This is a genomic window from Gordonia jinhuaensis, from assembly GCF_014639795.1.
Lineage (GTDB): Bacteria > Actinomycetota > Actinomycetes > Mycobacteriales > Mycobacteriaceae > Gordonia_B > Gordonia_B jinhuaensis.
Window position 1 is genome coordinate 1 of record NZ_BMGC01000001.1, and the last position, 20072, is coordinate 20072.

Below are 20072 nucleotides of genomic sequence, written 5' to 3' on the forward strand. Positions count from 1 at the left end.
CCACCACCAACCCCACACAGATCGAAACCCACAAGAGCCGGCAGCCATTTCAACACAAACTGGAGAATCAAAACCCCAACCAAAAAAACAAAAAACTGACATAAACTCAAAAAACGCGGCCACAACCACCAACCAGGCAAACCATGGCCGCACAAAAAGTCAACGCCAGCAAAAATATGTGGCATCAACAAAACAACCAAACACACTATCGAGTTCTCAAAGAACACACACCCCCAACAACCATCCACCACCAGGGCAAACAACCATCAGAAGCAGTCTCCAATTATCAGCCACCCCGTCTCCGGAGCAACTCTTCCAGCGTACACACCCCACAGCAACTCCGCAAACCCGCATCCGGATCGACGTTGTACTGAGGGAGGCTCAGCCAGACCGCGCTGACCAACCGCGCATCAAAACACGCGGAACACATCAACACGGGGCGGCCAACACGTATTCCCGGTCTCCGCAACCAGCGGGCTTCCGTAGAACCCCGGGGCGGCGCCGTGGCGCGCTGACTCGACATAAGTTACGCACCCACACCCCACAACACAAATCCCCAGGTCAACGCCCTGAGTTGCGTCCAAAACCCCAGTTCACCGCGCCTGGACCCGTCTACCGAGCCGATTCGATCTACTGTGACGCCGAGCACTCGCCGCTCATTGAACTGGCTGTGAGCGCGCGACGACATAGGGAGCGACGCTGGCCAACTTCTCGCAGGTCTCCTCGAACTCCCGCTCGGGCGTCGACTGTGCAACGACGCCGGCGCCGGCGCGAAGCCACGACTCGCCAGCAGAGGAGAAGACGCTTCGTAAGGTCAGCGTCGCCTCGAGGTCGCCGTGCGACGACGCTGCGACAACGGCCCCCGAGTACAACCCGCGTCGGTCCGGCTCCAGTCGATAGATCGCATCCACAGCCTGCGCTTTCGGGATCCCCGAAGCGGTGATGGCAGGGAAGGTCGCAGCCAGCGCTCGCCACGGTCCGTTCTCAGGCGCGAGCTTTCCCCGCACAGTCGACGCGAGGTGCTGGACACTGCCACGTTCTCGCACCGCCATGAACTCGCTCAACGCAGTGGACCCCGGCACCGACACCGAGTCGATCTCTTCGAATGCGGCCTGCACCGAAATCGCATGTTCGGCAATCTCTTTCGGGTCCGCCAACAGCTCTGCTCGCGCTGCTGAGTCGAGTTCGTCCGAGCGTCCGAACGCACGGGTCCCGGCCAGCGGGTGGCTCACCACCGTCCCGTCGAGTTTGGTCGCGACCACGATCTCCGGGCTGAAGCCCGCTGCTTGCAGGTCGCCGAGCTCCAATAGATAGGACCGCGCCGGGTTGTTGCTCGCACGACCACGCGCATAGGTCGCCGGGATGTCGACCTCGAACGGGATCTCGACTCGTCGCGACAGGATCACCTTCTGATAGCGCCCAGCCTCGATCTCGTTGATCGCCTGTGCGGCGCGATCCCGGTAGTCGTCGGGGTCGGCGGTCACGTCGACCTCGGTCGGCGGTGCGGGTTCAGCAACACGACCGGCTAACACGCGGAGTCGCACTGCGGTCGCGGGGTCGGCATCCCCGGTGTCGACCCCTGCAGCATCTATGAATGCTTCGAAGCGCGGCACGATCAGATGCGCGAGCACCGTGTCTTCGCCGATCCGGTCGACAAGGTCGAAGCGGGGCGCACAGAAGTCGAAGCCAACCCATCCGTATACGCGCCAACTGGCGTCCTGCAGCGAGTCCAGCGCTCGTTCGAGTGCTCCGGCAGGGTCGCCGTCCCAGCGACTGACGGTCTGTTCGCCGTTGTCGGTCACCACGATCTCGTCGCGGGTCAGCACGATCCTGCTCGCCACCCCTGCGGCGAACACCCAGCTCAGGCCACGTTCGTACACCACGTACTCGCCGAATTCACCCGATGACGCCCATGCCGCACAGATCTGAGCGGCCCGCTCTGGCGACAATGCGGCCCGAGCGTGTGAATCGATGAGCAGCGACATGAGGCCTCCCCTTGAGCGTGGGCGAGTCCGGGTATCCCGACCCACCCAACGAAACGTGGTAAGGCTAACCTAATCCAACAGCGGACACCTTGTGGCACCGCCCCGGACACACCGGCGGTCATCGGCCGAGGGTGCGAGACCAGAAAGGCCAGCGTGACCAACCCGATCCTGAGCGAGACCGCATCCGATCTCACCACGGGCTTCACCCCGCACCCGTCGGCCGCCGCGCAGCGCTACGCCGATGCCGGGCTGTTCCCTCAGCAGCCGCTATGGCGAGTACTCGATCAGGCTGCCGACCGAACCCCCGGAGCACCGGCAGTGACCGATGCCTCGACCGACGGGCCGCGCACGCTGACCTACGCCTCGCTTCGTGAGGCCGCGATTCGGCGCGCGGCCGGGTTCACGGCCGCCGGTCTTGCACCAGGTGAACGAGTGATCGTGCAGCTGAACAATTCGGCGGAGTTCGCGATCACCCTGTTCGCACTCCTTCGTGCCGGAGTCGCCCCGGTGATGACGCTGCCCGCGCACCGCCGGACTGAAATCGTCCATCTCGCACAGAGTTCCGGCGCGGTCGCCTACATCACCGAGGACGGAAGGCGCGGCTTCGACTACCGCGACCTCGCCGGGGAGCTGCGTACAACCGTCGACACGATCCGCACCGTATTCATCGACGGCGATCCGGGGCCGTTCACATCGCTGCCCGAGTCCGACCCGGGTGCGGTCACCCTTCCCGATGCTGCCGAGACCGAACCCGATTCGCCCGCACTGTTCCTGATCTCGGGCGGCACCACCGGACTGCCGAAGCTGATCGCCCGCACGCACAACGACTACGCCTACAACGCCCGGCGATGCGCGGAGATCTCGGCGCTCACAGACACCGACACCTACCTCGTCGCCCTTCCAGCGGCCCACAACTTCCCACTGTCATGCCCGGGCATCCTCGGCACGATGATCGCCGGCGGTCACGTGGTGTTGACCGACAACCCGAGTCCCGACAACGCCTTCGACCTCATCGAACGCCACCGTGTGACTGTCACCGCCCTTGTACCCGCACTCGCGCAGGTCTGGTGTGCGGCAACCGAGTGGGAGCCTGCCGACGTCAGTTCGCTGCGTTTGCTCCAGGTTGGCGGTGCGAAACTCGCCGAGCCGGATGCGATCGCGCTCGACGCGGCGCTGGGGAATGTGGTCCAGCAGGTCTTCGGAATGGCCGAAGGGTTGATCTGTCTCACTCGCCTCGACGACCCGCGCGAGCTGGTCCACGCGGTACAGGGCGCGCCGATCTCGGAATTCGACGAGATCCGCGTCGTCGATGACCAGGGCGGTGACGTCGCCGACGGCGACGAAGGCGAACTGCTGGTGCGCGGGCCGTACACGATCCGTGGGTATTACCGCGCACCCGACCACAATCTGCGGTCGTTCACCGACGACGGTTTCTACCGTTCCGGCGACAAGGTTCGTCGGCTGCCGTCGGGACATCTCGCCGTGACGGGCCGGATCAAGGACACCGTGGTCCGGGCGGGTGAGAACGTGGCCGCCGACGATGTGGAAGAGAATCTGCTGGCGCACCGCTCGATTCGCCAGGCCGCAGTCATCGGACTGCCCGATGATGCGCTTGGCGAGCGGATCTGCGCGGTGGTGGTCTTGTCGCATGAACATCCCCGCACGCAGGCGCTGGACCTCTCGTCGGTGCGTTCGTTCCTCACCGAGCGCGGGCTGGCATCGTTCAAGTTGCCTGACGCGCTGACAGTGGTGCCGTCACTGCCCTTGACCGCCGTGGGAAAGATCGACAAGAACGCACTCAAGGCGACCCTCGCGACACACTGAATCGTTGGTTTCGATGGACAGCGTGGCCCGCATGGTCAGCCTGATCGATCGGAACGATCACGCTGGTGACGCTGGCTGTGCGCGCTTTCCGAGGTCATCCAGCAGTGGCCGCACCGCCGCTGGAACCTGCGGTCCCGACCACTGGTACTGCTGACTTCGAGAGCCGTCGCTGACGTTGACCTCGTAGGTGAATCCGTCTGGCACACCCGGAGAATCGCCCTGACGTAGATTGTCGCCACCGGACAGGAGATCGGCCGCGACCCCAGCGTGTTCGTCGGGCAGATCCCGGGAGTCAACGCTCGCGGTCATGTCGATGCCGGCGATACCGCCAGATCTGCGGAAGTCGATGTGCACCGGAGTCGGCACCTCGATCACCTCACCATCTCAACCGATCCGTCACCAACGCTCATTTCAGCGGCACCTTGACTGCTTCCCATCCTGCCTCGACAGCCTGGGCCTGGGAACTGTTGGTACCGAACTGGACACGGGCTTGATGAAGTGTGATGGAAGCGAACGACGCGAACGTTGCGTTCGGCTTCAGTCCCGGATCGGCGAGACTCTTGTACCAAATCGATCCCGCATCTTTCCAGGCCGATCCGCCGATGGTGGTGGCCACCACGTAGAAGGCGTGGTTGGGGATACCGGAGTTGGTGTGCACCCCGCCGCTGTCGGCGGTGGTGTGTACGAAGCCGGTCATGTCGGCGGGTTGGTTGTCGTGTGCATTCGCAGTTCCCGGTGCCTTCATCGAGCGCAATGCGGGGGCGAGTTGCTTTCCCACGATGTCGGCGCCGATCAGCCAGTCGGCCTGATCCGCTGTCTGCCCGAGGTGGTACTGCTTGACCAGGGATCCGAACACGTCGGAGATCGACTCGTTGAGCGCTCCGGATTGACCGGAGTAGGTCAGGTTCGCCTCGTACTGTGTCACGCCGTGGGTCAGCTCGTGGCCGATCACGTCGAGCCCCTTGGTCGTATCGGTGAGCAGCTGGCCATCACCGTCACCGAAGAACATCGCATCCTTGCCGTCCCAGAACGCATTGTCATAGTCGGTGCCGAAGTGAACCAGACCTTTGATGGGCATCCCGTGTCCGTCGATCGAGTCGCGCGCGAAGACCTCCCAGTACATCTGGTACGTGAAGCCGAAGTTGTCATAGGCGGCGTTGACCGATGCGTCGGCAACCGGCTTGTCGCCCTCGGAGCGAACCAGTGTTCCTGGCGATGTCTGAGTCGAGTGCTTCTGGTCGTAGATGCTGCGGTGGGGTTTTCCGCCGACCGTCGGCGCTGCCGCTTGGGGGCCGCTCACGGCGCGGCGGGCGCTGACCTCGGCGCGGGTGAGGCGGAACGAGTGGTCGATCTCCAGGGTGCGCAAGATCGCCTTGGCCTGCGCCTCAGATGCGTCTCGAGCAACGGACTGAAGCAGGTCGGGTGGCAGGATGCAATGGATACTGTTGTGGTTCACGGTGTTTCCTTTCCGAGATGACGTCTGTTCACGAATCAGAGGGCGGCGATCAGCGCCCAGCACACGATCGCGCTGCACTCCGAACTCCACCTGCCGAATGCCCGGTAGATCGCCGCCGCGAGCGCTGCCTGCTGATGAAGGTCGATTCCGGTCGCATCGATCTCGGGGTCCGAAACGTTCCGTACCGCCAGCCACGGTGGCGCAGCGGAACCGAGCTCGTCGGCGACGAGACCGAGTACGGCATCCCCCATCTCCGACACATCGCCTTTGCCCCACAAACCGTAGTGGTTGTCGGAGGTGTCGAACCCAAAGAAATCAGTGGTGACAACTGATTTCGCGGGATCGCCCGGCCCGGCATCGACGATACGGGACGCACGTGTGTTGTCTCGCGGAAGCTGACCCGCATTCGCTGTGAACAGTGCGAGGGCGGTGTCGAAGAACTTGTCGTCGGCGGGCGTGCTTTTGTCTCGATCATGTACGTGCTGCTTGCGCTCGCGGTGCAGACAGTTCTCGCACCCTTGGACACGAAAACCCTGACCTCTCCCATCGAAGCGGTCGTGACGCGCACGGTGTCATCTGCCGCAGGCGTGGGAGTATCGGTTCTTGGAGTCGTCATCATCGTGGCCAACTTGATCGGTGCGATCTGGGGTGCCTCACGCCTAGTCATGTCGAGCGCTCGCGAGGGACTGCTCCCGCGAAGACTCGCACGAATGGGCCTGGTGCACGGATAGGTGACAGGGTTAGTCACGCGGCCTGAGGGGCCTCGTGGTTGATGATGGTCTCGAATTCAATGGGGGTCAATCTGCCGAGGCNCAGGTCCACGTGCCACCAGAACCCCCAGGTCACCGCATCGCTTCCTCGATTCGCGTCCGCAACGTACTCTCTGTGACGCCGGGCACTGTTGCCGCCGGTGGTTTCTGTCGGGCGAGTCATTCACTGATCTGCCCTCATCCCTTCTCCCGCCATCCCCAGTAGGCAGCAGTTTCAGCAGGCAGTGGCGCACGACTTGCTCCTACCGGCCGACCCCTGTCCCTTAGGACAGTTACGTCGTGCTTCTGTCCCTTAGGACAGTTACGTAGTGCTTCGCAGCCTCCTACCGTGTGGCCATGACTTCGGGACATGTGATGTCAGCGGTCTCAGACCCCTCGTCGATCTCGGTCACCAGCGACAGGTCGACCTCCGCTTCCTCGCGGTTGACAGGTCAGCGGTCGGAATCCGGCCGTCTCGCGTGGCGACACGACGCCGACGGCGTACACATCACCCACGGCTACACCAGCGCGGATGTCTGTGACTCGCTCCTGGTGGAGGAGGTCGGCCGGCTCGTCGAGGTGGGCGCCATCGCCGGCCAGGTCGCGTTCGAAGCGGTGATGACCGCGATCCTCGACACCTGCGCCGAGAATGGCGCGGGCTGGGACGCGTTCTACGACAACAGCCTCGCCGAGCTCCGCTCGGGACGCTCCCCGTTCTCCCCCGTCCACCACAGGGCACTCCAATGCCTCTCCGGCACAAGCATTCTGGAGGTAGGGTCCTGCTTCGGCTTCCTGGCGCTGCAGGCCGCAGAGGATGCGTCGACCGTCCATGCATGCGACATCTCGGCCGGATCCGTGGAACTACTCAGGCGACAGTCTCGACGCTGCGGGACTCCGATCGACTGCCGGTGGGCCGACGCGCGCGATCTGCCCTATCCCGACGGATCGATCGACACTGTCACCCTCATCCATCTGCTCGAACATCTCGACGGATCCGACGTGCGTCTGGCCGTGGAGGAGGCAACACGTGTGGCCCGCACCTCGGTCGTCATCGCAGTGCCGTTCGAGGAGGTGCCCAATGAGCACTACGGTCACCGACAGTCACTGACGCTCAGCGACCTCGCCGAATGGGGGACGTTCGCCGACACCCGGCAGTGGAGCGCCGAGATATCCGAACACCACGGCGGCTGGCTTCAGCTCTCGCGACGCTGAGCCCGACCGCGTCACGACCCGCCGGGCCGACACAGCCTCAGATGAGTCCGCGCTTGCTCGCGGTGTAGACCGCCTCGGTGCGTCGGCTCACTCCGAGTTTGCGGATGATGTTGCGGATGTGGAATTTCACGGTGGACGCCGAGATGAACAACTCCTCCCCGATCACCTTGTTGCTCTTGCCATCTGCCATCAACCGCAACACCGCACGTTCTCGCTCGCTGAGTTCCCCGCGACTGTTGGTGTCCCCGGCCAGTGCCTGCACGACCATCGATGCGCTGCGCGGATCGAAAGCACTGTTTCCGGCGTGCACCGACCGAATCGCGCGGACGAGCTCGGTGGTGTCGACGTCTTTGACCACGTAGCCGTTGGCGCCGGCGCGCACGGCGCGCACCACCAACTCGTCGTCGAGGAAGGTCGTCAGGATCAGCGTCGACACCTCCGGATGCGATGCCCGCAACTCCCCGACCAGTCGCAAGCCCTCGTACTCGCCGCCGGCGGAGAGTTTCAGGTCCACCACGGCCACATCCGGGCGGCACCGCGACATCTCGGCGATCGCCTCGTCGGAACTGCTGGCCTCCCCCACCACCTCGATGCCGGTCTCGACCTCGAGAAGTGCGCGGATCCCGGCGCGTAACAGCGCGTGATCGTCGACGAGGACGACACGGATGGCGCCGGTGCGATCACCCGGGTGCGGCTGTGCGGTCACGGCTCCGGCATGTTCCGCGGCGGCACGGTGGGGAGCTCTGACCGACGAGTGCGCCGAGGCGGGCCGGTGGGTCGTCACCGTAGGCCTGTTCAGAGGAGCCGTAGGCCTGTTCAGAGGATCGGGGTGGGTCATCGGGTCGCCTCCCTGGTGACGCGATCAGCTGCCGTGGGGTCGGCTGCCGAGGAGTCCGCTGCGGAGTAATCAGCCGCAGAGTGATTCGCCGCTGGGGGATTCACTACTGGGGAATCCGCTGCTGGGGGATCCGGCGGTGTCGTCGGCGCCGGCACTGCCGCGCTGATACGTACACCGCCCAACCGCGACCGGCGGATGCTGAATCGCCCGCCGAGTTCGGCCACGCGCGTACGCATGTTGACCAGGCCTCGGTGCCGGCCGGCCAGATCCCCGGCCGACGCTGTCCGCAGGACGCGGCGCAGGTGGTCCGGATCGCCGTCACCGTCGTCGTCGACCGCGAGGGTCACCCTGTCGTCGAAAAACGTCAGCGTGATCTGCACCCGTGTTGCGTTGGCGTGCATCGCCGCGTTGAACAGCGCCTCACCGGCCACCCGCAACACCGCGTGCTGGACGTTGTCGTGGAGGTCGCGTTCGATGCCCAGTGTGGTCACCTCTGTGGCGAGCTCCCCGGGGACGTGCATCGAGGACAACTCGACGAGCGCCTCGCGCAGTCCACCGGTCTCGCGGGGTGGGGTGTGATTGAGGGTGTAGATCACGCTGCGCAACTGGTCGACCGCGCCTCGGGTGAGTTCACCGGCGGTGGCCAGACGTCCACTGGGATCTGTGAGGTTCTCGCGGCGGCACAGTTCGATCTGCACGCCCGCAGACAGCACCGACTGGGTCACCGAGTCGTGGAGCTCCCTGGCGATACGCCCGCGCTCCTCGCCGAGCAGACGTTCGCGCATCGCGGTGGACAGTTCGCGTTGGGCCTGTTCGAGTTCGGCATTGCGCACAGCGAGATCCTCTGCGTGCCTGGCCGTCTGGGCGTGGGCTCGCTCGGCTCGGTCGAGCTGGCGGCGACTCTCGTCGAGCAGCGCGGCGTTGAGCAATGCGACCATCGCCTGGCTGGCGAGGATACGCAGCACCACCACGTCGGACGGATCGACGCTCCGGTCGTCACCGATCCATGCCGACAGTCCGCCAACCACCTTCCCGTAGAGCTCCAACGGCGCATGGACGTGATGGGGTTCGGCGATCGGGATGGCCAGCTGGTCGACCTGGTTGCGCAGGATATCGGTGAGCCGGTTGAGCACCTCGTCGGGAACCGTGGCCGGCTCGCGCGCTTCGGCAGCACCCTCGAATGCGAACGTCGTGCCGGCACCGTCCATCAGCAGATGGCGCGGCGAGGTCTGTTCGAGATGGCCGTCGCCCAGGGCGAAGACCACCCAGCGCGCACCGAGGTGTTCGCGCGCCGCGTCGACGACCGACGCCACCAGCGCCTCGGGACCATCTGCGGTGCGGACCAATGCCCGCGAGATCCGGTCGAAGGCCGAGATCACCCGGATCAGCCGCTGTTCGCTGCCGCGCAGCTGGGCGTAGTGGCGAGTCTTGATCGAACGCAACCCGACCAGCGATTCGAGATCACCCTCGATTCGCGTCTGCTGTTGCGAATAGTGGGTCGTCACAATGCTTCCCGATACAGCTGGGCGATCTCGTCGGCGGTGGCCAGACGCGGATTGGTGGTCATACACGCATCCCGCATCGCCAACGTGGCGAGCATCGGGATGTCCTCGGCGACGACGCCGAGATCGGCGAGCCGCGCAGGCATCCCGACGCGCTGCGCCAGGCTCTCCACAGCGTGGGCGAGCCGATCGGCGACGACTCTCGGTGAGCCCGTGGTGTCGATACCGATCGCATCGCCGAGTTCGGCATAGCGCGCGGGATGCGCCTGGGCGTTGTACCGGATCACATGCGGCAACAGCACCGAGTTGATCGCGCCGTGGGCGGCGTCGCAGCGCCCGCCCACGGGGTGGCTCATCGCGTGGGTGGCACCGAGTATCGCGTTGGTGAACGCCATCCCGGCCTTCAACGTGGCATAGGCCATGTCCAGCCCCGCCTCGGGATCGGCCGGGTTGTCGACCAGCCGCGCCAACGACGACCAGGCCATCGACAATGCCTGCAGCGCAAGGCCGTCGGTCATCCGGCTGTGCGCAAGGGAGACATACGCCTCGACGCAGTGGGAGACCACATCCATACCCGACTGCGCCGTCACCGCCGAGGACACCGTCTGTAACACCCGCGGGTCGACGATGCTCACGTCGGGCACCAGCGACCGTCCGACGATCGTCACCTTGGTCCCTCGTGCCGAATCGTTGATGATGCAGAACTGGGAGACGTCGGATCCGCTGCCCGCGGTGGTCGGCGCCGCGATGACCGGCGGCAGGGGCAAGCGCGCCCGGTCGATACCTTCGTAACGCAGGATGTGGCCGCCGTTGGTCGCCATGATCGCCACACCCTTGGCCGCATCGATCACCGAGCCGCCGCCGAGGGCGATCACTCCGTCGGCACCGTGGTCGAGGTAAGCGGTGAACGCCGCGCCCACCTCCTCGGCGCGCGGGTTGGGCGAGACATCGCTGAATCCCGACACCGCCAACGGCAGCCGGCGCAGCGACGAGTCGAGTTCGCCATGCCAGGCGGTGGCACGAACGGTCGCATCCGAGACCACCAACGGGCGCGACATGCCCAGTCCGATCGCCACCTCCGCGACGGATTCGAGTGCGCCACGCCCGATGATGACCTCTGGCGTGTGGAACTTGACCACCGCGGGTGGCTGCATGTGTGTGGGCGTGGGCACCGGTGTCACCGACTCACCGAGCACTCCCGCGGCGGAGGAGCCCGGCGCACGCTCGGTCTGCTCGACCGCTTCCATCTGCCTCACCCGGCCTTCGTCGCCTCGACACCCGCGACGATACGCACGAAGAGCGTTGCGCATGCCCGATTCGGCGGGGGTCATGGCCGTGACACGGAATCCTCGGTCACCGAGGCGTGCGCACCCGCCGCCTCCCAGCGTTGTTCGATGCGTCCGAAACGCCACATGGCCAGCGCCGCCAGCCACGTGAGCACGAAGATCCCGGCGACGAAGAACCCGACGGTGTTGAGGTCGACCGACGCCAACCAGGTCCACACGCCACCGCTGAGGTCGAGTTCGCTGCTGACGATGCTCAACACCTGGAAGACACCGATCACCAGCGCGACCATCACCGACAGACCGGTGACTGTGAGGTTGTAGAACACCTTGCGCACCGGCCGCGAGAACGCCCACTCGTAGGCGAACGACATGAATGCGCCGTCGATGGTGTCCAGAAGCGACATGCCCGCGGCGAACAGCACCGGCAGACAGAGGATGGCGTACCACGGCAGACCGATCGCCGCGCTGGTGCCGGCGAGCACCAGCAGCGCGATCTCGGTGGCCGTGTCGAAGCCCAATCCGAACAGGACCCCCACCGGATAGATCTGCCATGGCTTGGTGATCGACCGTGTCATCTTGCCGAAGAACCTGTTGGCCAGCCCGCGGTTGGCCAACTTGGCCTCGAGTTCGGCCTCGTCGAGCTCACCGGTGCGCATGTCCTGGAAGATCTTCCAGATACCCGCCAGGAGAACGAGATTCACTATCCCGATCAGCAGCAGGAAGAATCCTGACACCGAGGTCCCGATCAGCCCGGTGTAGTGGTGCAACGTCGAATCGTCGTCCTCCACGGGACCGACGATCGCGCGGATCCCCAGCGACAGCAGCACGGCGAGACCGAAGACGACGGTCGAGTGGCCGAGGGAGAACCAGAAGCCGACCGACAGCGGCCGGGATCGGTTGGACTGCAACGAACGGGTGGTGTTGTCGATCGCCGCGATGTGATCGGCGTCGAAAGCATGTCGCATGCCCAATGTGTAGGCCGTCAGACCGATACCCACCCCGAATGTCTTGGTGCCCAGGTCGTGGTGCTGCGGCGCCACGATCAGCACGAGCACACCCCAGCCGACCAGGTGCAGCCCGAGGATGAACAGTCCCATCCCGATCAGACTTCCCCATTCCCGTCTGGTCAGCCGCGTTGCGGCCCGCCGAAAACGTCCACCGGTTCCCCGCTGTGGCCCGGATGAACTGGGCATCCCTGCGGATTGCCCGGATCCCACATCGGTCGTCGTCATCGATGTACTCCTCTTCTCGGTCATCGCCGCCGTTCTGGTGACGGCAATGGCTCGCGAATGCGCGTGAGCTCAACCGTGAGCCACGCGACACCCCGTTCGTGCGTCTTTGTCGCAGAACGAACCCGTGTGGCCAGCGACACCTGTCCTACCGGACAGGTGTGCCCCGATTCCTCTGCGCCGCTCGTCCCGATGGCCGAATATATGAGCCGCCAGACACCTGTCTGTCCAGACACATCTTTGCCGCACCGCACCTCCTTGCGCTAGCCGAACGGACAGGTGCGGCGAGCCGACCGGCCAGCAGCCACCTGAGCCTCGGTCAGTTCTGCGGGCGATGTGCCCCGTTTCGCCGATGGCGCTGCCTACTGTCGCCACGTCCACGAAGGACGTGACTGACGTCTCATTCCTCGCAAGGAGGCCCCGATGCAGGTCGACGAGCTGCTCAAACCCTTTCCCATCAAGGAGTTCCACCCCTTCCCCCGCGCCCTCATGGGTCCTGGCGGGTGGGAGATGGTGGGTCCTGAGGCCCTGAAGCTGGGCTTCACCAAGACCCTGGTGATGACCACCGGTCTGCGCGGCAGCGAAACCGTCGCCAAGCTCATGGGATCGCTGAAGTACCACGGCCTCGACGCCGTCTTGTACGACAAGGTGGAGTCCAATCCCAAGGACTACAACGTGATGGACGCGGTCTCGCTGTACCAACAGGAGAAGTGCGACTCGTTCATCTCGATCGGCGGCGGTTCGGCCCACGACGCGTGCAAGGGCGCGCGGATCTCGGTCGCACACGACGGTCGCAACATCAACGAGTTCGAGGGGTTCAACAAGAGCGAGAACCCCAAGAACCCGCCCCACATCGCCATCTCCACCACGGCCGGCACCGGCTCGGAGACGTCGTGGGCCTATGTGATCACCGATACGACCACCGACCCCGACAAGCCACACAAGTACGTGGCATTCGACGACGCGGCGGTGACCACCCTCGCGATCGACGATCCGGTGCTCTACTACGACCTGCCCATCGACTACACCGCCCAGTGCGGATTCGACGTTCTCGCACACGCTTCCGAGCCCTACGTGTCCCGGCTGAACTTCGCCCCGTCGCTGGGCAACGCCCTCTACGCGATCAAACTCACCGCGGAGAACCTGCGTGAGGCGACGTGGAATCCGACCGAGCTCAAGGGCCGCGAAGGAATGATGTACGCCCAGTACATCGCTGCGCAGGCGTTCAACTCCGGCGGTCTGGGCATCATCCACTCGATCAGCCACGCCGTGTCGGCCTTCTACGACACCCACCACGGCCTCAACAACGCCATCGCGTTGCCGCGGGTGTGGGCGTTCAACATGCCGGTGGCCTACCAGCGCTTCGCCGACATGGCCGAGGCGATGGGCGTGGACACGCACGGGATGACGAAGGTGCAGGCGGCCGACGCCGCACTGGCCGCAGCGATCCGGCTGCTGCGCGACGTGGGCATCCCCGAGCGGTTCGTCGATGTCAACCAGAACAGCTACTCCAAGAATCGGCTCGGCCAGGGGCCGACGAAGTACTACGAGCAGCGTCCGGAGATCATCGCCGACAAGACCAACATCGACGCCCTGACCAACCACGTGCTCGGCGATGCGTGCACCCCGGGCAACGCCAAGGAGTGCACCTTCGACACGGTGCGTCCGGTGGTCGAACACTGCATGGTGGGCGACCTCGACGACTTCCTGTCGTGATGCCCTGATACTCCTGGCCGGCGCCCGGACCTCGGGCGCCGGCCCACCCTCGTCGTCCCTGCACCACTTGGGTTCTGCACCACATCCGTTCCGCCCCACACCCGTTGACCACCAGCCGAGATCTCGGCGAGTGAGGAAAGACATGTCCGTGGACTCCGACATTGATTCGACCACTACGACGCCATCGGCATCCGCATCGGCCGACCATGCGCGCGTCGAGACCGATTCTCCGCGTGCTGAATTCGATTCGGTCGACGATGTGATCAGACGTTTCGCCGAGGTCGGCTACCTGGCCGATCAGCGTCTGGCGACGACGGTCTTCCTGCAGTCACGCCTCGTCAAACCAGTCCTCCTCGAAGGCCCCGCAGGTGTCGGCAAAACCGAGCTGGCCAAGGCGCTCGCCGCGGTCACCGGTCGGACCCTGCTGCGCCTGCAGTGCTACGAGGGTCAGGACGAGACAACCGCACTCTACGAGTGGGACTACGGCAAACAGCTGCTCTACACGCAGGTACTCAGAGAGAAGATCAATCAGGTTGTCGCCGACGCCGCGTCGCTGACCGAGGCGGTCGACCGGATCGGCGCCGAGGAATCGGTGTTCTTCTCCGAGCGATTCCTCGCCCCGCGTCCGCTACTGCAAGCGGTGCAGTCGGGAGAGCCGGTGGTGCTGCTGATCGACGAGGTCGACCGGGCCGACGAGGCGCTCGAAGCGGTGCTGCTGGAACTGCTCGCCGAGTACCAGGTGTCGGTACCCGAGATCGGCACCTTCGTCGCCGAACATCCGCCGATGGTCATCCTCACCTCCAACAACACCCGCGATCTGTCGGCGGCGCTCAAACGCCGGTGTCTGCACCTGTCGCTGGACTATCCCAGCGCCGACAGGGAACTGGAGATCATCAAGTCCAAGGAGACCGGCCTGTCGGAGACATTGGCCGCGCAACTGGTCGACATCGTGCGAGAGCTGCGCGAACTCGATCTGCGCAAGGCACCCAGCATCTCCGAGGCGGTGGACTGGGCGCGCACGCTGGCTGTACTCGGGGCCGAGGAACTGACGCCGGCGATTCTCGCGCAGACTGCCAACGTGGTGGTCAAATACGACCGAGATCTGGCCAAGGCACTATCGGCCATCCCGCGCATGGTCGACCCGAACGCCGAGGTTCCCGACGAGCGTCATCGGCATGGGCATTCGCATGGTCATTCCCATGGCGGACACTCACATTCACACGGCGACCACACAGACGGCGACGACCACACACACGACGATCCCCACGCGGATGCATCGCACACCCACGACGAGGGCGACAGTGACGGTCGGGCGGTGCGCGCGGCCAAGGACTCCCCCGGACGCCACGCCGACAACTACTACGGCGCACCCGGCCGCACGGATGCCGGCACCACGTCTGCGGTCAGTTCCTCGCAGGGTGGTCGATCTTTCGCCGCACGGACCGGCGGTGGCCGCAAGAAGCGTCCGTTCTAGGCTGGGAACGACTGTGCGAGAAGCTATTCACAGGTTCGTGCGACTGCTGCGACTTCACGGACTGCGTATCGGGGTGTCCGAGACCGTCGACGCGATCGCCGCCGCATCCACGGCCGGAGTGCTGTCGGACCGGGAACTGCTGCGCAGCGCGCTGCGGGTCTGTCTGGTCAAGGACCGCCGCGACGAGGACGCATTCGACCGTGTCTTCGACGCCTTCTTCGGCTTGCGGCCGGTGCTGGACGCACCCCACGACCACGGACACTCCCATTCTCACGACGACCTGACCGACAACGGCGAACTCGAGGAGTTCACCCTCTCCGAGGATGTGGGGACCACACCCCAGCAGGGGCACAGCCACGGCAAACCGTCGGATATCCGCGACTACTTCGATCCCGACGACCTCGCCGAGCAGTACAACCTCCATCAGGAGGCGAACAAGCTGGACATGGCCTCGCTGACCGACGAGATCGTGCTGTCCACCGATGCCTTGCCCGGTAACGCCGACGCCGCCCGTGTGGAGCTGGCGCTGTCACGACTGCACAACCCCGGCCGTCCGGGCGATCTCATGAGCGGCAACCCGACCCGTCTGGACGCCGAACTGTCGGTGGCGCAGGAGATGGCGCTGCTCGACTGGCTGGACTCGGCCGACGGCGACGACGGCAAGGCTCCCGAACGCGAGGATCTCACCGCGCTGCGGCAGGCATTGGCCGGACTCCTCGACGGGTTGCCCGAGACGCTGCGTCGTCATCTCGAGCAGCTGCTGGCCACCGACGCACAGATCGAGGAGCGCGAGATCGAGGCAGCGGCCGCAGCCGCGATCGACGAGAGTCGCCGAGCCGATCTCGAGGAATCGTTGCGACGGCTGATCCACAGCCTGCACGGCGCACCACGCTCACGGCGCAAGGTCGCCGCGCGTGGCAGCGTCGACGGTGCGCGGACGATGCGCAAGAACCTGCGCTACGACGGTGTCCCGTTCCGTCCGATCACCGTCGCCAAGGTCTCCGATCGCCCCGATCTCGTGGTGCTCGCCGACGTGTCGCTGTCGGTGCGTTCGGCCGCCGGCTTCACCCTGCAGATGGTTCACGGCCTGCAGGGCCTGGTCTCGCATGTGCGGTCCTTCGCCTTCGTGGCCGATCTCGTCGAGATCACCGAGCTGTTCACCGAACATCCACCCGAGCAGGCGTTGTCGATGGTGGTCTCGGGTCTGCCCGCCGGCGGTGTCCTCGATGTGGACGCCGACTCCGACTACGGCGCCGCCCTGGGACGGTTCGCCGACGACTTCTCGTCGACGATCACCCGCCGCACCACGGTGCTGATCCTCGGCGACGGTCGCGGGAACGGCCACGATCCCAACCTGCGCGCGTTCGAGGAGATCACCCGCCGCGCTCGCGAGACCATCTGGATCACACCGGAACCCCGCTACTCGTGGGGGCTGGGATCGTGCGATCTGCCGGCATATGCGGCACTGTGCGACCGTGTGCACATCGTGCGCGATCTGGCTGGACTCGAACGAGTGGGGATCGAACACTCTCTGACCGGCGTCTGACACGTCGCCCCCGGCAGCCGCTTCCAGGTGCCCGCGGGCCCTGTCGGACGACCAGCTCCCGGTGAACCGAGGATGTCAGCCGACGCGCTCGATCTCGCCGCCGAGCTCCCTCAGCTGTTCGACGAAGCCCGGGTACCCACGGTCGATGTGATAGACGTCGTGGATCTCGGTGACACTGTCGGCGACGAGACCGGCCAACACGAGTCCGGCGCCGGCGCGGATGTCCGAACACCAGACCGGCGCACTCGAGAGTCGTTCGACGCCACGGATCACCGCATGGTGCCCGTCGGTTCGGGCGTCGGCACCGAGCCGGACCATCTCCTCGACGAAACGGAACCGCGCCTCGAACACGTTCTCGGTGATCACCGACATACCGTCGGCCACCGATGCCAGCGCGATCGCCAGCGGTTGCAGATCGGTGGGAAACCCGGGGAACGGCAACGTCGAGAAGTTGACGGCGCTCGGTCGGCCCGACTGCCGGACGCGAAAGCCGTCGTCGAACTGGTCGACCTGGGCGCCCGCGTCGACCAGCTTGTGCAGGACCAGTTGCAGATGGGCCGGCGAGACGCCGGTGACCCGCACGTCGCCGCTGGTCATCGCGGCCGCGATACCCCAGGTCGCCGCGACGATCCGATCGCCGACCACCACATGCGTGGTGGGCGTGAGATCACGGACACCAGTGATCGTGAGCGTCGACGTGCCCGCCCCGGCGATCTGGGCCCCCATCTGGGTGAGCATTTCGCACAGGTCGACGATCTCGGGTTCGCGAGCGGCGTTGTCGATGGTGGTCACGCCGTCGGCCAGCACCGCGGCCATCAAGATGTTCTCGGTGGCGCCCACCGACGGGAATTCCAGCGCGATCGGACCGCCGATCAGCGTGTCGGCCGACGCCACGACACATCCGTGCTCGATCGAGCTCTCGGCCCCGAGTGCACGCAGGCCCGCCTGGTGCATGTCGAGCGGACGCGAGCCGATCGCATCGCCACCGGGCAGGGCCACCACCGCGCGGTGACACCGGGCGATCAGCGGCCCCAGCACACAGACCGAGGCACGGAACTGCTTGACCGCGTCGAAGTCGGCGTTGTACTTGGGTTCGGCCGGCGTGTCGATCGTGACCGTGTCGCCGTCGATGGTCACCACCGCCCCCAGTCCGCGGAGAACCTCGGCCATCAGCGGGACATCGGCGATGTCGGGACAGTTGCGCAGGGTGGTGGTTCCCTCGGCGAGCAGCGATGCCGCCATCAGCTTGAGGACGCTGTTCTTCGCGCCGCCCACAGCCACCTCACCGGCCAGACGCGCTCCCCCGGTGACCAGGAACCGATCGTTCACGCACGCCACTCTAACGAATGCCCGACGCCTCTCGATCACCCCCGACAGATGTCGCGCGTCCGCGTGGTGTGCTCGGTCTGCCATCGCAACCGCGCCGATGGCACACGACCTGATCCGAGTGCGACGGCGGTTCGGCTGCACCGCGGGACCGCCGTGCGACAGGATGGAGATCCGGCGGTCCCACACGACGCCAGGGCATCCGCCCGCGTCTCACCGGCCGCGGACGGCAGGAGGGGTGTGATGGCTGTACATCTGACGAAGATCTATACGCGCACCGGTGATGACGGGACCACCGGTCTGGCCGACTTCGCCCGTGTACCCAAGACCGACGCGCGTGTGGTCGCCTACGCCGACTGCGACGAGGCGAACTCGACCATCGGGGTCGCGATCGCACTGGGACACCCCGACCCACGGATCACCGAGGTGCTCACCCGCGTCCAGAACGACCTGTTCGACGCCGGCGCGGATCTGTCCACACCGGTGGTCCCCGATCCGCCGCACCCGCCGCTGCGGATCCAGAGCAGCTACATCGACGACCTCGAAGCATGGTGCGATGAGTTCAACGAGGGTCTTGCTCCGCTGACATCGTTCGTTCTGCCGGGCGGAACTGCCCTGGGTGCACTCCTGCACCAGGCACGCACCGTCGTGCGGCGTGCCGAACGCTCGGCGTGGTGTGCGGTGGAGGCCCACCCCGACACCACCAGTACGACGCCGGCGAAATATCTGAACCGCCTCTCCGACCTGCTGTTCATCCTCGCCAGGGTCGCCAATCCGGAGGGCGACCGGGTGTGGACCCCCGGCGGCGATCGCACGCGTCCGGCTGCCGCAGGCGACGCACAGAACTGAAACCCGGGGAGATCGGCCCTTATCCGGAGATCGGCCCTGTCCGGAGATCGGCCCTGTCCGGAGACCAGCACTGGGCGGAACAGAGAGAACGCTCAGGCCATCCGGCGGCGCTGCGCGCGTTGTGAGGGTCGCGACTCCACCCAGGAGCGGAACGCGGTCATGGCATCGGTGTTCATCGCGATCTCCACCTCGCCGCGATCGTCGGTGACCTCGAGGATGTCGTACCCGTCGATGAGGTCGCGCTCGGGTCCCGCCGCACTGCGCACACCGTCGATCGTGATCTCGCCGCGGCGCAACGTGCGGTTGGGTCCAGGCTTACAGCTGCGCAGCCGGAAGAATTCGACGCCGTCGTCCTCGTAACGCATGATTCCGTGACGCCATCCGTGATCTCCGGAGGCCGGCATCTCCCGCAGGATGACCTGCGTGCCGCTGCCGCGCAGCCCGTTGACGCGCATACCGCCCAGGATCAGACCCACGACAACGACCACCACGACGATGACGACGATCGCGATGCCCATCGGCGAACCTCTCCCTGTGGGACCGTTGCTGCAAGAGCGGACAAACCCAAACTATCGCACAACGCGAACAGACGAAAAACGAGTTCGACCCCCACCCGAAAACGGGTGGGGGTCGCGAACCGGCGGTCGGGACCGCACGTCACCTGCTCAGTCGCAGATGATCTGCTCTCGTCACTTCTTCTCGAGCATCTCCACTGCGCGGAGGCGGGAGAGGGCGCGCTCGTATTCCGGGGAGCCCTCCTCCGCCGACTCGAGGACCTCGCGCTCCTGTGCCGCGTCGACCGAACTGGCCCACTCGGCAGCCTCGGCGAGGACGGTCACCTTCTCGCCGGTGACCGACAGGAAGCCACCGTGCACAGCGGCGACCAGCCGATTGCCGCCGACCTCGTCGATCACGACGAAACCGCCGGGATTGAGCTCACCGAACAACGGCTCGTGGCTTGCCAGCACACCGAGCTCACCCTCGGTGGTCTGGGCGATCACGAACGTCGCTTCGCCCTCGTAGAGACGCTCCTCGACCGACACGACGTCGACAGCGAACACTCCGTCAGCCATGGGTATC

The 20072-nt window shown here is 65.6% G+C and carries 19 protein-coding genes; 7 read left to right on the top strand and 12 right to left on the bottom strand.

Annotation, left to right across the window (positions count from 1 at the left end; translation table 11 throughout):
• Both IEW22_RS19900 and IEW22_RS00005 read right to left on the bottom strand, forming a co-directional pair.
• Positions 1–227 (bottom strand): hypothetical protein (locus IEW22_RS19900; protein ID WP_229742036.1); only part of this gene is annotated, 227 nt, incomplete at its 3' end.
• A 429-nt stretch (positions 228–656) separates the two neighbouring features.
• Positions 657–1985 carry a salicylate synthase gene (locus tag IEW22_RS00005; RefSeq protein WP_188584541.1) on the bottom strand — a complete coding sequence of 443 codons (1329 nt, stop codon included), beginning with the start codon at positions 1983–1985 and terminating at the stop codon, positions 657–659.
• 153 nt (positions 1986–2138) lie between these two features.
• Here IEW22_RS00005 and IEW22_RS00010 point away from each other — a divergent pair, with 153 nt between their 5' ends.
• The gene (locus tag IEW22_RS00010) at positions 2139–3809 is read left to right on the top strand and encodes a (2,3-dihydroxybenzoyl)adenylate synthase (RefSeq protein ID WP_229742037.1); all 1671 of its coding nucleotides are present in this window, start codon (positions 2139–2141) and stop codon (positions 3807–3809) included.
• A gap of 57 nt (positions 3810–3866) precedes the next feature.
• Here the strand turns inward: IEW22_RS00010 and IEW22_RS00015 are convergent, their stop codons facing one another.
• From IEW22_RS00015 to IEW22_RS00025, 3 genes are read right to left on the bottom strand one after another with little or no spacing between them, the layout of a single operon-like run.
• The gene (locus IEW22_RS00015; protein WP_188584542.1) at positions 3867–4175 is read right to left on the bottom strand and encodes a protealysin inhibitor emfourin; all 309 of its coding nucleotides are present in this window, start codon (positions 4173–4175) and stop codon (positions 3867–3869) included.
• 40 nt (positions 4176–4215) lie between these two features.
• A complete protein-coding gene (locus IEW22_RS00020; protein ID WP_188584543.1) occupies positions 4216–5265 on the bottom strand; it encodes a M4 family metallopeptidase in 1050 nt (349 codons plus the stop codon).
• 35 nt (positions 5266–5300) lie between these two features.
• Positions 5301–5516: a hypothetical protein gene (locus tag IEW22_RS00025; protein ID WP_188584544.1), complete on the bottom strand. Its 216-nt coding sequence runs from the start codon at positions 5514–5516 to the stop codon at positions 5301–5303.
• A gap of 153 nt (positions 5517–5669) precedes the next feature.
• Between IEW22_RS00025 and IEW22_RS20535 the strand changes: the two genes are divergently transcribed.
• Positions 5670–5996, top strand: a complete 327-nt coding sequence (locus IEW22_RS20535; protein WP_373284113.1) for an amino acid permease — start codon at positions 5670–5672, stop codon at positions 5994–5996.
• A gap of 375 nt (positions 5997–6371) precedes the next feature.
• Complete coding sequence (mftM, locus tag IEW22_RS00035) at positions 6372–7226, top strand: mycofactocin oligosaccharide methyltransferase MftM (RefSeq protein ID WP_188584546.1); 855 nt, start codon at positions 6372–6374, stop codon at positions 7224–7226.
• Between the two features lie 37 nt (positions 7227–7263).
• On the opposite strand, the gene IEW22_RS00040 is transcribed toward mftM, so the two are convergent.
• From IEW22_RS00040 to IEW22_RS00055, 4 genes are all read right to left on the bottom strand, one after another.
• Complete coding sequence (locus IEW22_RS00040; RefSeq protein ID WP_229742038.1) at positions 7264–7932, bottom strand: MadR family response regulator transcription factor; 669 nt, start codon at positions 7930–7932, stop codon at positions 7264–7266.
• A 128-nt stretch (positions 7933–8060) separates the two neighbouring features.
• Positions 8061–9569, bottom strand: coding sequence for a MadS family sensor histidine kinase (locus IEW22_RS00045; RefSeq protein WP_229742039.1), 1509 nt, complete (start codon positions 9567–9569; stop codon positions 8061–8063).
• A complete protein-coding gene (locus tag IEW22_RS00050) occupies positions 9566–10813 on the bottom strand; it encodes an iron-containing alcohol dehydrogenase (protein WP_373284106.1) in 1248 nt (415 codons plus the stop codon). Before IEW22_RS00050 ends, IEW22_RS00045 begins: the two co-directional genes overlap by 4 nt.
• Positions 10814–10893: 80 nt before the next feature.
• Positions 10894–12045 carry a Nickel transporter NicT gene (locus tag IEW22_RS00055; protein WP_188584754.1) on the bottom strand — a complete coding sequence of 384 codons (1152 nt, stop codon included), beginning with the start codon at positions 12043–12045 and terminating at the stop codon, positions 10894–10896.
• A gap of 459 nt (positions 12046–12504) precedes the next feature.
• On the opposite strand from IEW22_RS00055, the gene mdo reads away from it, so the two are divergent.
• From mdo to IEW22_RS00070, 3 genes are all read left to right on the top strand, one after another.
• Positions 12505–13797, top strand: a complete 1293-nt coding sequence (gene mdo / locus IEW22_RS00060) for an NDMA-dependent methanol dehydrogenase (protein ID WP_188584548.1) — start codon at positions 12505–12507, stop codon at positions 13795–13797.
• 142 nt (positions 13798–13939) lie between these two features.
• Positions 13940–15271, top strand: a complete 1332-nt coding sequence (locus tag IEW22_RS00065) for an AAA family ATPase (RefSeq protein ID WP_188584549.1) — start codon at positions 13940–13942, stop codon at positions 15269–15271.
• Between the two features lie 13 nt (positions 15272–15284).
• Complete coding sequence (locus IEW22_RS00070; protein ID WP_188584550.1) at positions 15285–16817, top strand: VWA domain-containing protein; 1533 nt, start codon at positions 15285–15287, stop codon at positions 16815–16817.
• A 75-nt stretch (positions 16818–16892) separates the two neighbouring features.
• Here the strand turns inward: IEW22_RS00070 and murA are convergent, their stop codons facing one another.
• Positions 16893–18146: a UDP-N-acetylglucosamine 1-carboxyvinyltransferase gene (gene murA / locus IEW22_RS00075; protein WP_188584551.1), complete on the bottom strand. Its 1254-nt coding sequence runs from the start codon at positions 18144–18146 to the stop codon at positions 16893–16895.
• Between the two features lie 240 nt (positions 18147–18386).
• Here murA and IEW22_RS00080 point away from each other — a divergent pair, with 240 nt between their 5' ends.
• On the top strand, positions 18387–18992 hold the full coding sequence (locus IEW22_RS00080; RefSeq protein WP_188584552.1) for a cob(I)yrinic acid a,c-diamide adenosyltransferase: 606 nt from the start codon (positions 18387–18389) through the stop codon (positions 18990–18992).
• A 92-nt stretch (positions 18993–19084) separates the two neighbouring features.
• On the opposite strand, the gene IEW22_RS00085 is transcribed toward IEW22_RS00080, so the two are convergent.
• Positions 19085–19510 carry a DUF2550 domain-containing protein gene (locus IEW22_RS00085; protein ID WP_188584553.1) on the bottom strand — a complete coding sequence of 142 codons (426 nt, stop codon included), beginning with the start codon at positions 19508–19510 and terminating at the stop codon, positions 19085–19087.
• A 171-nt stretch (positions 19511–19681) separates the two neighbouring features.
• Complete coding sequence (locus tag IEW22_RS00090; protein WP_188584554.1) at positions 19682–20065, bottom strand: F0F1 ATP synthase subunit epsilon; 384 nt, start codon at positions 20063–20065, stop codon at positions 19682–19684.
• Positions 20066–20072 lie beyond the last annotated feature (7 nt).

Bases quoted from the DNA above. Each gene is read 5' to 3' on its own strand.
- IEW22_RS00005 (WP_188584541.1), bottom strand. From the start codon at position 1,985: ATGTCGCTGCTCATCGATTCACACGCTCGGGCCGCATTGTCGCCAGAG.
- IEW22_RS00025 (WP_188584544.1), bottom strand. From the start codon at position 5,516: ATGGGGGATGCCGTACTCGGTCTCGTCGCCGACGAGCTCGGTTCCGCT.
- mftM (WP_188584546.1), top strand. From the start codon at position 6,372: ATGACTTCGGGACATGTGATGTCAGCGGTCTCAGACCCCTCGTCGATC.
- IEW22_RS00050 (WP_373284106.1), bottom strand. From the start codon at position 10,813: ATGGAAGCGGTCGAGCAGACCGAGCGTGCGCCGGGCTCCTCCGCCGCG.
- IEW22_RS00055 (WP_188584754.1), bottom strand. From the start codon at position 12,045: ATGCCCAGTTCATCCGGGCCACAGCGGGGAACCGGTGGACGTTTTCGG.
- mdo (WP_188584548.1), top strand. From the start codon at position 12,505: ATGCAGGTCGACGAGCTGCTCAAACCCTTTCCCATCAAGGAGTTCCAC.
- IEW22_RS00065 (WP_188584549.1), top strand. From the start codon at position 13,940: ATGTCCGTGGACTCCGACATTGATTCGACCACTACGACGCCATCGGCA.
- IEW22_RS00080 (WP_188584552.1), top strand. From the start codon at position 18,387: ATGGCTGTACATCTGACGAAGATCTATACGCGCACCGGTGATGACGGG.
- IEW22_RS00085 (WP_188584553.1), bottom strand. From the start codon at position 19,510: ATGGGCATCGCGATCGTCGTCATCGTCGTGGTGGTCGTTGTCGTGGGT.
- IEW22_RS00090 (WP_188584554.1), bottom strand. From the start codon at position 20,065: ATGGCTGACGGAGTGTTCGCTGTCGACGTCGTGTCGGTCGAGGAGCGT.